We start from the raw sequence: 13,325 nt of genomic DNA, 5'->3' as shown, positions 1-13,325 counted from the left end.
AACCGGAAACGAAATGATCCGGCCCGAGGTCGATTGATCAGACTTTTCAATCAACCCATTGATGGAACGGATGAAATGCCGCTCGGGTCGCGCTGAGTGCAAACCGGGCCTGTGTTTTTTGCATGGAGTTCAGCCGAAAAACCCTTGCGTTTTGTGCAGCGCATCTGCATATTGTTGCGGTGCGGTAGCGCTTCGCGTTATCGCTGCCCTCCTTGGGCGTTTCCTCCCTAGACTTGGGCCGCTTGTCATTCAAGCGGCCCTTTTTTTTGCGTCGAGCTTTGCGCCGACGCGATCGGCGCAACGCGCCTACGCAGAGAAAGTGCGCGCCCTCTATTCCGCGGCGGCCTGGAACGGTCCGAGGTCGCCGAGCGGCACGGTCGCCAGCACTTCGGCGAGCACGGCGAGATCGGAGGCGACCTGGGCGAAGCGCGGGCCGCGCTCGCGCTTGCGCTCGTCCATGTAGATCGCGCGGTTGAGCTCGATCTGAATCGCGTGCAGCCCCGAAGCCGGGTTGCCGTAATGCTCGGTGATGAAGCCGCCGGCGTAAGGCTTGTTGCGGCCGACCGAATAGCCGAGGCGCCCGAGCACGTCCTCGAACAGGTCCGGCAGCAGCGAGGCGCAGCTCGTGCCGTAGCGATCGCCGATCACCATGTCGGGCCGCCGCGGCTCGTCACGGGACACGCCGACCGACGGCATCGAATGGCAGTCGACCAGCACGACGGTGCCGAACTGCTGGTGCACGCGGTTGATCAGCCGGCGCAAGGCGCGGTGATAGGGTTTGTACAGCGTCTCGATCCGGTGCAGCGCCTCGTCGACGTTCAGCCGGTCGCGATAGATCTCCTGGCCGTCGCCGACGACGCGGGGGATGGTGCCGAGGCCGCCCGCGACCCGCATGGAGCGGGTGTTGGCGAAGCTCGGCAGCCGGCCGGTGAACATCCTTGGATCGAGCTCATAGGGCTCGCGGTTGACGTCGACATAGCAGCGCGGAAAGTGCACGCGCACGACGGGAAAGCCGCGCTCCAGCAGATCGGCGATCAATTCGTCCATGAACGAATCTTCCGAGCGTCGCAGCGACGGCAGGTCGATTCGCGAGGCCAGCAGGAACTCGTCGGGATAGACGGAGCCGGAGTGCGGCGAATTGAAGATGATGGGCGCGCGCCATTCGGCAGGCTCCATGATCTCGAACGGCGGCAATTCGCCTTCAAAGTCCGTCATTGCTGGGCGCCGTCCCCTCGGTCACGTGCTTCACTGTCACGTGCTTCCACGTCATTTGGGTCGATGTCACGTCCGTTTATGTCAGGTCCGTCTATGTCACGTCGCTCGATGTCACGTCCGTCGATGCGCCGGTATCCTCCGGCCGTAGAGCGCTGGACAACGCCGTTACTGCTGATGCGCAAGCCTGTATCTTCGATAATCCGGGCCGTTCTGCCAAGCGAAAAGCAATGAAAAAGTTCATCCGTCGTTTGGAACAACTCTGAGCGGGCGCGCCGCGTCGCCGTGAACGGCCAAGCTTCAGCCCTGAAATTGCCTTGTCGATGTCGGATCAAAAGGCGCAATCTTTCACCCGAAATTTACCGCCCGTCAGGCTTAGTGGCGGCAACGCTCCGCCTCTCACCGGTTCAGACTCCCACGCCATGCACAAGATCCTGCTCGCCGAAGACGACAACGACATGCGCCGCTTCCTGGTCAAGGCATTGGAAAATGCCGGGTTCCAGGTCTCGCCCCACGACAATGGCATGTCGGCCTACCAGCGGCTGCGCGAGGAGCCGTTCGAGATGCTGCTCACCGACATCGTGATGCCGGAGATGGACGGCATCGAGCTGGCGCGCCGCGCCTCCGAGCTCGATCCGGACATCAAGATCATGTTCATCACCGGCTTCGCCGCGGTCGCGCTGAACTCCGATTCGGAGGCGCCCAAGAATGCCAAGGTGCTGTCCAAGCCGGTGCACCTGCGCGAGCTCGTCAGCGAGGTCAATAAGATGCTGGCGGCCTGAGCCGCCGCAGGCCTTGTCCGCGAATTCGCGGATTATTCCCAATTTCGGCATTTTGCGTCCTTGCCTGCCTGCGTGGGAGCCGATATAGGGACGCCCACCCGAACGGATCGTTGGATTAGGGCACGTAGCTCAGCGGGAGAGCACTACCTTGACATGGTAGGGGTCACAGGTTCGATCCCTGTCGTGCCCACCATCGGCCGAAATGGCCGGTGGCCCAGCCTGGTCCCAGTTTTCGATCATTGAAGATCCTCCGTTGTGAATGCGCAGTGATCGGCGCTCGCTGCCGAGACGCTCGCAGGGCGGCGGCCATTGCGAACGCAAGCGCAACTCCTTCTGCCGCTGGGGCGCCGTGACCGGGGCAGCCCTGGCGTGAACCGGCAATCCATGCCGAGGGCTTCGGTCACTCTCTCTATCTCCGTCATTGCGAGGAGCAGTTGCAACGAAGCAATCCAGAGTCGCACACGTGACCCTGCGTTGCGTCGCTTCGCTCGCAATGACGGCGGCTGGATCGTGATGATGGCGGCAAACATGGCTTCGCTGCCCCGCGGCGCGTTCTCGCGTCCGAGCTTTGCTGATCGATGTCCCTCTTCCCGAGAAGAGGGCACGGGGAATGCCGGGCGCTGGCCGCACCCATGGCCCGCCTGCAGAAAAGAAAGCAGGCGGCAGTCACCACAGGTTCAGCCGAGAACACCCGGCATTCCCCGCGCGATGGTTTTGACGGCTGCTTCGCGCTCTCCCCGGTGCGCCGGGCTTTCTGGCCACCGTTATCAGCGCGGCGCGTGAGCGCCGCCACGGACGTGACACCAGCGTCGGGGTGTCAGGACCACGCGACTTGACCGTGCGCATCGCTGTCGTTCGTCGGCGCGGACAACCACGCTGCGACAACAACACGCCCACCGCATCCCGCCTCGACGTTCGTGACGACCGCGAAGCGCCCCTCGTGTGAGACGGGATGGCGATAGATATACATGAATTCGGAAAAAATGAAAGAGAAAAATTCGGCTTTACCGGAGCAATCGGAATTGCGCTGTCGGAGGGCTGGACGTTGGCTTTAGAGCCAAAGCGGGCTTGATCAATATTGAAGTTAGCTCTTACATACTCTCAAACGACGCCAGGGCAGAGCATGGAATTCTTGGGAGCATGGATCGCGTCGCATTTAATCGCAGAGTCCGATGATTGGATACCGCGAACGCTGTTGGGCTGGATTCGAGTCGCGCTTCTTGCCGGCCTGATTGGGCAGCTCATTTTCCTGATTCACGCATGCATCGCGCTGTCAGTCCCGGCGATCCTTTGGTTGAGTCTTTTGGCAAATGTTTTGGCGCTCATTGTCGTTCGTCGCGCTCTGCGGTGGCGATATCCCGTCTAGCAGTATGAGTGACGAACTGGCCTCGCATTGACCTAAGGCGGTCTCCTCATTGGGATTAGCGACGTCGGCTCATCGAGATCAATTGGACCCAGCCGGCCAACGGACCGAGCGTCCGCTTTTTGACCCGAAGCGGACTACTTCGTTGGTTGGACCGTTCGGAATTGTATCTGTCCGTTCCGGGTATCGTTGAGCCGTTTCGCTAGATTGAAGACGTCTTGATCCGACCAGTTGCGATCACTGATCTGCCAAGTCGCACCTGCGATGGGCGCTCGCATGACCGGGGTCAGAAACGAATGTCCCGCAAGATGAATCTCAAGTGGCGGACCAAGATTGCTGTCGGGTCTCGGCCGGTCGTGCGTGCTGCGCCGGACGTCGCCCGGTCAGAACAATCCGGGACTGAGATCAAGCCCGTAGGTCAGCGCCATTGCCGCCACCAGCAAAACTGCGGCAGCGGCCAGCAGGAGCTGCTTGAGCAGCGCGTCTGAAATGCCATTTGATGAATCAGAAAAGGCTTTCGAGATAGCTTTGGCCAGAGTCGTCATTTGCGACCTCCATCTCGCCCAATATGAATAGGTCAGCGGAACGGACAGAAAGGTTCATTCGGCCGACGCCGTCGCAGGCGGTCCGCCGGGAGGGCAAATCAGGCTTCGGGCGAGCGTTCTCGGGCCGACCGGCTCCGGCCCTCTTGGGTCAGGTTCCTATGGAGCACTCCTGCGAAAAACTGATAGAACCCAGGCGTCGACGCACTCACGAGGATGGCAAGACCAATGACAACAAAGCGCGTGGTGTTCACCGGAGGAACCGGCAAGGCGGGACGGCACGTGCTGCCGCATCTCAAGGCCAAGGGCTATGAGCTGCTCAATGTCGACCTCAAGCCGTTCGATCATCCCGGGATCAACACGCTGGTCGCCGACCTCACCGATAGCGGCCAGGCGTTCAATGCGCTGACGACGCATTATGGCTTTGGCGGCTTCAATGCCGGGCGGCCGGCACAGGCACCGGACGCCGTGGTGCATTTCGCCGCGATCCCGCGGGTGCTGATCGAGCCTGACAACGAGACGTTCCGGGTCAATACGATCTCGACCTACAACGTGATCGAGGCCGCGGCCAAGCTCGGCGTGCGCAAGATCATCATCGCCTCCAGCGAGACCACCTATGGGGTCTGCTTCGCCGAGGGCGACAAGGACTTCCACAGCTTCCCGCTCGAGGAGGATTACGACATCGACCCGATGGATTCCTACGGGCTGTCGAAGGTGGTCAACGAGAAGACCGCGCGGGCATTTGCGATGCGTTACGGCATCGACATCTACTGCTTGCGGATCGGCAACGTCATCGAGCCTGACGAATACGACATGTTCCCGCGCTTCCTCGCCGACCCGCCGTCGCGCAAGCGCAATGCGTGGTCCTACATCGACGCGCGTGACCTCGGCGAGATCGTGCATCTGGCAATCGCCAAGGACGGGCTCGGCTTCCAGGTGTTCAATGCGGTGAACGATACCGTGACGGCCAACATGCCGACGCAGGAGCTGCTGCGGCGCTATTGTCCGAATGTGCCGGTGACCCGCGAGCTCGGCGAACGCGAGGCGCCGCTGTCGAACCGCAAGGCGCGCGAGGTGCTCGGGTTCAAGGAGGAGCACGACTGGCGGAAATATGTGAAGGCGGGGTAGGGCACGCAATCGCGAGATATGCTCGGCTCTCTCCACAACGTCATGGCCGGGCTCGTCCCGGCCATCCACGTCGGGCCTAGCGGAAGGACGTGGATGCCCGGGACAAGCCCGGGCATGACGAGTAACCCAATTGCCTTACGTGCACGCCGCGCGTCACGCCATCCGCCGCCGGATCGCCAGCATCGCGAGTGACAGCACGATGGTGCCGACGATGAAGACCGCCGCGGCCGACACGATGGCAGGGCTGATGTTCTCGCGGATGGTGGCGAACATCTGCCGGGCGAGCGTGCGCTGGTTAGGGCCGGCGACGAACAGGGTGAGTACGACCTCGTCGAGCGAGGTCGCGAAGGCGAACAGCGCGCCGGAGATGATGCCGGGGAGCGCAATGGGAAGCGTCACCGAGAACAGCACCGTCGGCGGCGCGGCGCCGAGACTGGCGGCCGCCTGCTCCAGCCTGATGTCGACGCCCTGCAAAGCCGAGGAGACATTGACCAGCACGAACGGCACGGCCACCACGGTGTGGGCGATGATGACGCCGAGATAGGTGTTGGTGAGGCCATAGCGCGCGAACATCAGCTGCATGCCCACACCAAGCACCACCGCGGGCACCACCATCGGCAGCAGGAACACCGTGCGCAATGTCGAGATCAGCAGCGAGGCGCGCTTGCCGCGCAGGCCGAGCGCGGCGAGGGTGCCGAGCAGGGTGGCGAGCACCGTGGTGCCGGTGCCGATCAGGAGGCTGTTGACGATCGACAGCCGCCAGGACTCGGCGGTGACGAGCTCGCGGAACCAGCGTGTCGAATAGCCTGATATGGGATAGTTCAGGAACACGCTGTCGGTCAGCGACAGCGGCAGCACGGCCACGAGCGGCCCGAGCAGGAAGATCACCACGAACGCGGCGAACACGAACTTGAGGAGCGGCAGCGGCCTCATGCGCGCTGCTCCTCGACCGTCAGGCGCATATAGATGGCGTAGAGCAGGATGGTCATCGCCAGCAGCACCAGGCCGAGTGCGCCCGCCATGCCCCAGTTCGCAGCACCAGTCGCGTAATAGGCGATGACGGACGAGATCATCTGGTCGTTGGCGCCGCCGATCAGCGCGGGCGTGATGTAGTAGCCGAGGGCGGCCATGAACACGAGCAGGGCGCCGGAGACGACGCCGCGCATCGACAGCGGCAGCAGCACGTGGAAGAAGGCGCGCAGCGGATGCGCGCCGAGCGAGGCGGCCGCCGGCATCAGATTGCGCGGGATCGATATCAGCACGCTGAAGATCGGCAGCACCATGAACGGCAGCAGCACATGGGTCATCGCGATGACCACGCCGAGCCGGTTGAACATCAGCGGGATCGGCGCCGAGGTCAGGCCGAGCCCCTTCAAGGTCGCATTGATCAGGCCGTTGTCCTGCAGCACGACGTACCACGCCGCGGTGCGCACCAGCAGCGAGGTCCATAGCGGCAGCAGCACGGCGCCGAGCAGCACCTGCCGACGCCAGCCCTCGACCGAGGCCGCCACCATCGCATAGGGCAGGCCGATCAGGATGCAGGCCAGCGTGACCAGCGCCGAGGTGATGAAGGTCCGGATCATGATCAGCCGGTTGGCCGACGCGCCCTCGGGCATCGCCGCGATGCTGCCGGATGCGTTGCGCTCGAGATCGACGGCCGCGAGCAGGTTCTTGTCGGTCCAGGGCGACGCGACGGCCTCGGCGATCGTCGTCCAGTAGGACGTCTCGCTCCAGCGCGGATCGATGCTCGCGAGGTCGACCGCACCGCTGCCGTCGAGCGCGCGGCGGGTCTTGCCGAGCAGGCTGCGGAAGCCGGATTGTGCGCTGTTGAGGCGGCGGACGAGATCGCCGAACTGCTCGTCATTCTCTAGCGCGCGGATGTCGTCGGCAAAGGCGGCCTGTGCCGCTGCGGGCGGCGCGCCGCGGCGGTCCCACCCCGACAACGCGCGCGCCGTGCGCGGCAGCGCCTCGGTCGCGACGGGATCCGACACCGCCGACTTCATCATCGTCACCAGCGGCACGACGAAGAACGACAGCATGAACGCCAAAAGCGGCGCGAGCAGCAGGGCTGCCTTCAAGCGCTGGTTGAGGTCTGGTCGCATGATCCCACCACCCAGACATCCGACGCGGCAAAGGACAGCGCCACCTCGCGACCGACCTCCGCCGCCTCGCTCATCCGGTCGCCCTTGATGATCAGCCGCTGCTCGCCGACAGCAGCGACGAGCCGCATGTGATCGCCGAAATAGACCGCGTCGAGGATGCGCGCGGTGGCACGGTTCGCCGTCGCCGCGGCATGATCGTTGATCCGGATCGCCTCGGGGCGGATCGAGACGCGCACCTTGCCGCCGTCGATAGGCTTCGTGCTGGCATGCGCCGTCAGCGAGAGCCCGGACTCCGTGGTCAGATGCACGGCCTCGCCAACATGGGAGTCGACCTTGCACGACAAAAGATTGGTCTCGCCGATGAACTCGGCGACGAACGGCGTGCGCGGCATCTCGTAGATCTCGCGCGGCGTGCCGATCTGCTCGATCCTGCCATGGTTGAACACGGCGATGCGGTCGGACATCGTCAGCGCCTCGTCCTGATCATGGGTGACGAACACGATGGTCAGGCCCAGCCGGCGGTGCAGGTCGCGGATGTCGAGCTGCATCTGCTCGCGCAGCTTCTTGTCGAGCGCGCCGAGCGGCTCGTCCATCAGCACCACCTGCGGCTCGAACACCAGCGCGCGGGCCAGCGCCACGCGTTGCTGCTGGCCGCCCGAGAGCTGCGCCGGCTTGCGCTCGGCCATGGCGGAGAGCTTGACCATGTCGAGCACGCGCGCCACGCGCGTGGCGATCTCCGCTTTGGGCGCGTTGCGCATCTTCAACGGAAAGGCGATGTTGTCGCGCACGCTCATATGCGGAAACAGCGCGTAGTTCTGGAACACCACGCCCATGTTGCGCTTGTGCGGCGGCAGGCCGTCGACCCGGACGCCATCGACCGCGATCGTGCCGCTGGTCGGCTGCTCGAAGCCGGCGAGCATCATCAACAGCGTGGTCTTGCCGGAGCCGGAGGGGCCGAGCAGGGCGATGAACTCGCCTCTGGTGATGTCGAGATCGAGATGGTCGACGACGGTCAACGGGCCGAAGCGCTTGACCACCTGCCGGAACGAGATGAAGGGGGTGTCCATGAGGGAGGCTTTCGGCGCCAAACACGCCGGTACGCTGGCACATGAGGCGGACGCACGATGCGAGGATCGTGCGTCCAGAGCGTCGGGATTTAGCGCGCCAGCCAGGCGTTGAAGCGCTTCGACAGCTCTTCCGAATTGTCGGTCCAGAAGCCGACGTCGAGCGCGATCGCCTGCTTGAGATTGTCCGGCGTGGTCGGCAGCTCCGCGGCGTATTTCTCCGGCACCAGCTTGGCGGCGGCGATGTTCGGCAGGCCGTAGGCGATGTATTCCGGCAGCTTGGCCTGATTGTCGGCCTGGCTCGCAAACGCGATGAAGTTCATCGCCGCGTCCTTGTTCGGCGAGCCCTTCAGCACCACCCAGCTGTCGACGGCATAGATGCTGCCCGGGAAGACGAAGCCGAAATGCTTGCCCTCGGTGCGGTTGATGGCGGTGATGCGGCCGTTATAGACCGAGGTCATCGCGACCTGGCCCGACGACAGCAATTGCAGCGGCTGCGCGCCGGCCTCCCACCAGACGATGTCGGGCTTCAGCGCATCGAGCTTCTTGAAGGCGCGCTCGACGCCCTCCTTGGTCTTCAGCACCTTGTAGACGTCGGTGGCCGGCACGCCATCGGCCATCAATGCGAATTCGAGCGTGTACTTGGCGCCCTTGCGCAGGCCGCGCTTGCCGGGAAACTTCGTCGTGTCCCAGAAATCCGCCCAGGTCTTCGGCCCGTCCTTGATCTTGTCGCCGTCGAACGCCATGCCGGTGGACCAGACGATGGCGCCGACGCCGCAATCGCTGACGCCGGCCGGAATGAAGCCGTCCTTGCCGCCGAGCTTGCTCCAGTCGATCTTCTCATAGATGCCGTCGCTGCAGCCGAGCTCGAGCTCCTCGGCCTCGACCTGCACCGCATCCCAGTTCGGCACGCCGGCCTTCACCTTGGCCTGCAGCACGCCGTAGCCGCCGTCCCAGCTCTCGTCGAGCACGGTGGCGCCGAGCTTGGCGGCAAACGGCTGGAAGTAGATCTTGCGCTGTGCGTCCTGGTAGTTGCCGCCCCATGAGACCACCGTGAGGTCCCGCGCCTCTGCCGACGCGGCAAGCGCGAGCATCGCAGCCGCGGCCACCAGCACGGTGCGCGAACCAGGTCGCATCGCGCGTGCCCGGTCCGTTCTGGTGGGCGCCGTTGCTGTTCGAAGGCTGGTTCGCAGAGAAAACATGCTCAATGATCCGTCGCACTTTGAAAGGTGCAAAAAGCTATCGGCTGCCCATTCCGCTGGCAAGCGCGAGTTTTCACCGGATGTTGATGCTATTTTGGCGTTAGCGCCATGCGAAACGGCACTGCAACAGCGTGACGTCGGGATGGCTGCGGGAATGCTCCGTCGGCGTCGACAGACCAGCGCCGACTTAAAGGCCGGCGCCGCAGCCGTCGCGCTCCGGGCAGATCTGCGAGAGCGATGGGTCGCACGTCGCCGAATTATCGACGATCAGGCCGACGGAGGGGCGTGCGTTGACAGCGGCGCTGCCCGGGCCGGCCAGCCGGCGAAAGGCACGATGCGCGCCGATGCGCTGAAAACCCTCGGCGGTCCTCATTAGCCGGGCTGCGACCATTTGATTCAAAAAATCCATGCTGCAACTCCTTTGGTCAAATGACCCGGCGGCCTGGTGCGGGACAGGCCGCCGGGTCGGCGCAACGTGCTGGAGTTGGCGTCCTCCATCGCGCTGCGCTGGTCTGTGATCCGGTTCACATCTCGCGAAAATTGATCGTGCACCGGATCATCGGGGGAAGCGTGATGAGGACGCCAACCGTCACTTGCCTGTACGTTACAAGAGACGGTCGCGTTTCTCCGTGTCCGACATCACGCCTGTTCACATCGCCGTTTACTCCGCAGGCTGAGCCGCCACCGTGCCGTGGCCGCCATGCTGGGTGAGCGGCCTCATGCCGGTGAGGGTTCGCAGCAGCACGTAGAACACGGGCGTCAGGAACAGGCCGAACACGGTGACGCCGATCATGCCGGAGAACACCGCCACACCCATCGCGCGCCGCATTTCCGAGCCGGCGCCGGTCGAGAGCACCAGCGGCAGCACGCCCATGATGAACGCCATCGACGTCATCAGGATCGGCCGCAACCGGAGCCGGCTGGCCTCGATCGCCGCACGCAGCGGCGTGCGTCCGGCGAATTCGAGCTCGCGCGCGAATTCGACGATCAGGATCGCGTTCTTGGCCGAGAGGCCGACGAGCACGATCAGGCCGATCTGGGTGAAGATGTTGTTGTCGCCCTTCGAGATCCAGACGCCGGCCATCGCCGCCAGCAGCGCCATCGGCACGATCATCAGGATCGCCAGCGGCAGAGTGAGGCTCTCGTAGAGCGCGGCCAGCACCAGGAACACCAGGAGGATCGCGAGCGGGAACACCCAGAGACCGGAGTTGCCGGCGATGAACTCCTGATAGGTCAGATCGGTCCATTCGAAGGCAAATCCAGGAGACAGCACTTCCGCGGCGATCTTCTCGGCCGCCGCCTGCGCCTGGCCCGACGAGTAGCCGGGGGCTGCTGCAGCGTTGATGTCCGACGACAGGAAGCCGTTGTAGCGGATCGCCCGCTCGGGACCTGCGCTCTGCCGGACGTTGAGCAGCGCCGACAGCGGCACCATCTCGCCGGACGACGAACGCACCTTGAGCTGGCGGATGTCGTCGGCGCGGGCGCGGAACGGCGCGTCGGCCTGCACGCGCACCGAATAGGTGCGGCCGAATTTGTTGAAGTCGTTCACGTAGTACGAGCCGAGGTAGATCTGCAGCGTGTTGAACACCTCCGTCACGGGAACGCCGAGCTGCAGCGCCTTGGTGCGGTCGATGTCGGCGAACAGCTGCGGCACGTTGACCTGGAAGCTCGAGAACGCGCCGGCGATCTCCGGCGACTTCTGCAAGGCGCCCATGAAGGCGGTGGTGACGTCGTTCAGCGCCTCGTAGCCGCGGCCGGCGCGATCCTCGATCTGCAGCTTGAAGCCGCCGATCGTGCCCAGACCGTTGACCGGCGGCGGCGGGAACATCGCGATGAACGCGTCCTGGATCCCGGCGTATTTCTTGTTGAGCTGCATCGCCAGCGCCGGACCCGACAGCGACGGATCCTTGCGCTCGTCGAACGGCTTCAGGCCGGAGAACACGATGCCGGCATTGGAGGAGTTGGTGAAGCCGGAGATCGACAGACCGGGAAAGGCGATCGAGCTCTCGACACCGGGTTGCGTCAGCGCGATGTCGCTCATCTTGCGGATCACCTCCTCGGAGCGGTCGAGCGTGGCGCCGTCCGGCAGGCGGGCGAAGCCGACCAGATACTGCTTGTCCTGGCCCGGCACGAAGCCGCCCGGCACCTGCTTGAACAGGAAGCCGGTGGCGCCGATCAGCAGCACGTAGAGAATCATCACGGCCGCCTTGCCGCCGATCACCCGGGAGACGCTGCCGCTGTAATTGTCGGAGGCGCGGACGAAGGCGCGGTTGAAGCCGCGGAAGAACCAGCCGAGCGAGCGGTCGAGGATGCGGGTGAGGCGGTCCTTCGGGTCGTGGTGGCCCTTGAGCAGCAGCGCCGACAGCGCCGGCGACAGGGTGAGCGAGTTCACGGCCGAGATCACGGTGGAGATCGCGATCGTCAGCGCGAACTGCTTGTAGAACTGCCCGGTCAGGCCGGAGATGAAGGCGAGCGGCACGAACACCGCGACCAGCACCAGCGCGATCGCGATGATCGGCCCGGACACCTCGCGCATCGCCTGATAGGTGGCGTCGCGCGGGGATAGCCCCGCTTCGATGTTGCGCTCGACGTTCTCGACCACGACGATGGCGTCGTCGACGACGATGCCGATCGCGAGCACCAGGCCGAACAGGCTGAGCGCGTTGATCGAGAAGCCGAACAGATGCATCACCGCGAAGGTGCCGACAATGGAGACGGGAACGGCCAGCAGCGGGATGATCGAGGCGCGCCAGGTCTGCAGGAACAGGATCACCACGATCACGACCAGCACGATCGCCTCGAACAGCGTGTGCACGACGGCCTCGATCGAGGAGCGCACGAACTGGGTCGGGTCGTAGACGATGTGATACTCGACGCCTTCCGGCATCGTCTTCTTGATCTCGGCCATGGTGGCGCGGACATTGTCGGAGATCTGCAGCGCGTTGGAGCCGGGCGCCTGGAAGATCGGGATCGCCACCGCCTGCTTGTTGTCGAGCAGCGAGCGCAGGCCGTATTCGGAGGCGCCGAGCTCGATGCGGGCGACGTCGCGCAGCCGCGTGACCTCGCCATGCGCGCCGGTCTTCACCACGATGTCGGCGAACTGGTCCTCGTTGGAGAGCCGGCCCTCGGCATTGACCGAGAGCTGCAGGTCGAGGCCTTTGACACTTGGCGACGCGCCGACCACGCCGGCGGCGGCTTCGACGTTCTGTGCCTGGATCGCCTTGACGATGTCGGAGGCGGAGAGGCCGTGCTCGGCCGCCTTCTGCGGATCGACCCAGACCCGCATCGAATAGTCGCCGGCGCCGAACAGCTGCACGTCACCGACGCCGTCGATGCGCGCCAGCCGGTCCTTGACGTTGAGCACCGCGTAGTTGCGCAGGTAAGTGGTGTCGTAGCGGCCGTTGGGCGAGATCAGATGCACGACCATGGTGAGGTCGGGCGAACTCTTCTTGGTGATGACGCCGAGCTGGCGCACGACGGCCGGCAGCCGCGGCTCGGCCTGCTGCACCCGGTTCTGCACCAGCTGCGTCGCCTTGTCCGGATCGGTGCCGAGCTTGAAGGTGACGGTCAGCGTCATCGCGCCGTCGGTGGTCGCCTGGCTGCTCATATAGAGCATGTTCTCGACGCCGTTGATCTGCTCCTCGATCGGCGTCGCCACCGTCTCGGCGATCACCTTCGGGTTGGCGCCGGGATAGGTCGCGCGCACCACGACGGAGGGCGGCACGACGTCGGGATATTCCGAGATCGGCATCGAGAACAGGGCGATCAGGCCGCCCAGAAAGATGAGCGTCGACAGCACGCCTGCGAAGATCGGCCGGTCGATGAAGAATTTGGAAAGGTTCATGGAAGGCCCCGTGGTCGGGAGAGGTCAGCGTGGGGCTGACGTTGTTAGTTGGCTTTATCGGTCGTGCCGCGAACTCGGTCTGCGCC

General features: G+C 64.4%; 10 protein-coding genes and 1 tRNA gene. 3 read left to right on the top strand and 8 right to left on the bottom strand.

From position 1 onward, the window contains the following. Positions 1 to 330: 330 nt before the first annotated feature. Positions 331 to 1,215 carry an N-formylglutamate amidohydrolase gene (locus tag BRAD285_RS27770; protein ID WP_006610089.1) on the bottom strand — a complete coding sequence of 295 codons (885 nt, stop codon included), beginning with the start codon at positions 1,213 to 1,215 and terminating at the stop codon, positions 331 to 333. A gap of 419 nt (positions 1,216 to 1,634) precedes the next feature. Here BRAD285_RS27770 and cpdR point away from each other — a divergent pair, with 419 nt between their 5' ends. After that, positions 1,635 to 1,994, top strand: coding sequence for a cell cycle two-component system response regulator CpdR (gene cpdR, locus BRAD285_RS27760; RefSeq protein WP_006610087.1), 360 nt, complete (start codon positions 1,635 to 1,637; stop codon positions 1,992 to 1,994). Between the two features lie 118 nt (positions 1,995 to 2,112). Beyond that, a tRNA-Val gene (locus BRAD285_RS27755) sits at positions 2,113 to 2,187 on the top strand. A 1,553-nt stretch (positions 2,188 to 3,740) separates the two neighbouring features. On the opposite strand, the gene BRAD285_RS35515 is transcribed toward BRAD285_RS27755, so the two are convergent. Beyond that, positions 3,741 to 3,902 carry a hypothetical protein gene (locus BRAD285_RS35515; protein ID WP_157681696.1) on the bottom strand — a complete coding sequence of 54 codons (162 nt, stop codon included), beginning with the start codon at positions 3,900 to 3,902 and terminating at the stop codon, positions 3,741 to 3,743. Positions 3,903 to 4,127: 225 nt separating this feature from the next. Here BRAD285_RS35515 and BRAD285_RS27745 point away from each other — a divergent pair, with 225 nt between their 5' ends. Next, the gene (locus tag BRAD285_RS27745; protein ID WP_006610085.1) at positions 4,128 to 5,027 is read left to right on the top strand and encodes an NAD(P)-dependent oxidoreductase; all 900 of its coding nucleotides are present in this window, start codon (positions 4,128 to 4,130) and stop codon (positions 5,025 to 5,027) included. A gap of 153 nt (positions 5,028 to 5,180) precedes the next feature. Here BRAD285_RS27745 and BRAD285_RS27740 read toward each other — a convergent pair whose 3' ends face one another. The 6 genes from BRAD285_RS27740 to BRAD285_RS27715 all read right to left on the bottom strand — a co-directional run bounded on the left by BRAD285_RS27740 (position 5,181) and on the right by BRAD285_RS27715 (position 13,239). Then, complete coding sequence (locus tag BRAD285_RS27740) at positions 5,181 to 5,960, bottom strand: ABC transporter permease (RefSeq protein ID WP_006610084.1); 780 nt, start codon at positions 5,958 to 5,960, stop codon at positions 5,181 to 5,183. After that, complete coding sequence (locus BRAD285_RS27735; RefSeq protein WP_006610083.1) at positions 5,957 to 7,066, bottom strand: ABC transporter permease; 1,110 nt, start codon at positions 7,064 to 7,066, stop codon at positions 5,957 to 5,959. The genes BRAD285_RS27740 and BRAD285_RS27735 overlap by 4 nt, the downstream gene beginning before the upstream one ends. A gap of 35 nt (positions 7,067 to 7,101) precedes the next feature. Beyond that, positions 7,102 to 8,196 carry an ABC transporter ATP-binding protein gene (locus BRAD285_RS27730; protein ID WP_006610082.1) on the bottom strand — a complete coding sequence of 365 codons (1,095 nt, stop codon included), beginning with the start codon at positions 8,194 to 8,196 and terminating at the stop codon, positions 7,102 to 7,104. An 89-nt stretch (positions 8,197 to 8,285) separates the two neighbouring features. Further along, positions 8,286 to 9,287, bottom strand: coding sequence for an ABC transporter substrate-binding protein (locus BRAD285_RS27725; protein ID WP_371507732.1), 1,002 nt, complete (start codon positions 9,285 to 9,287; stop codon positions 8,286 to 8,288). A gap of 295 nt (positions 9,288 to 9,582) precedes the next feature. Further along, positions 9,583 to 9,804 carry a hypothetical protein gene (locus BRAD285_RS35920; RefSeq protein ID WP_006610080.1) on the bottom strand — a complete coding sequence of 74 codons (222 nt, stop codon included), beginning with the start codon at positions 9,802 to 9,804 and terminating at the stop codon, positions 9,583 to 9,585. Between the two features lie 252 nt (positions 9,805 to 10,056). Further along, a complete protein-coding gene (locus BRAD285_RS27715; RefSeq protein WP_006610079.1) occupies positions 10,057 to 13,239 on the bottom strand; it encodes an efflux RND transporter permease subunit in 3,183 nt (1,060 codons plus the stop codon). Positions 13,240 to 13,325 lie beyond the last annotated feature (86 nt).

The organism is Bradyrhizobium sp. ORS 285, assembly GCF_900176205.1.
Lineage (GTDB): Bacteria > Pseudomonadota > Alphaproteobacteria > Rhizobiales > Xanthobacteraceae > Bradyrhizobium.
The sequence above is the reverse complement of the archived record's forward strand: the minus strand, read 5'-3'. Positions and strand labels throughout refer to the sequence as shown.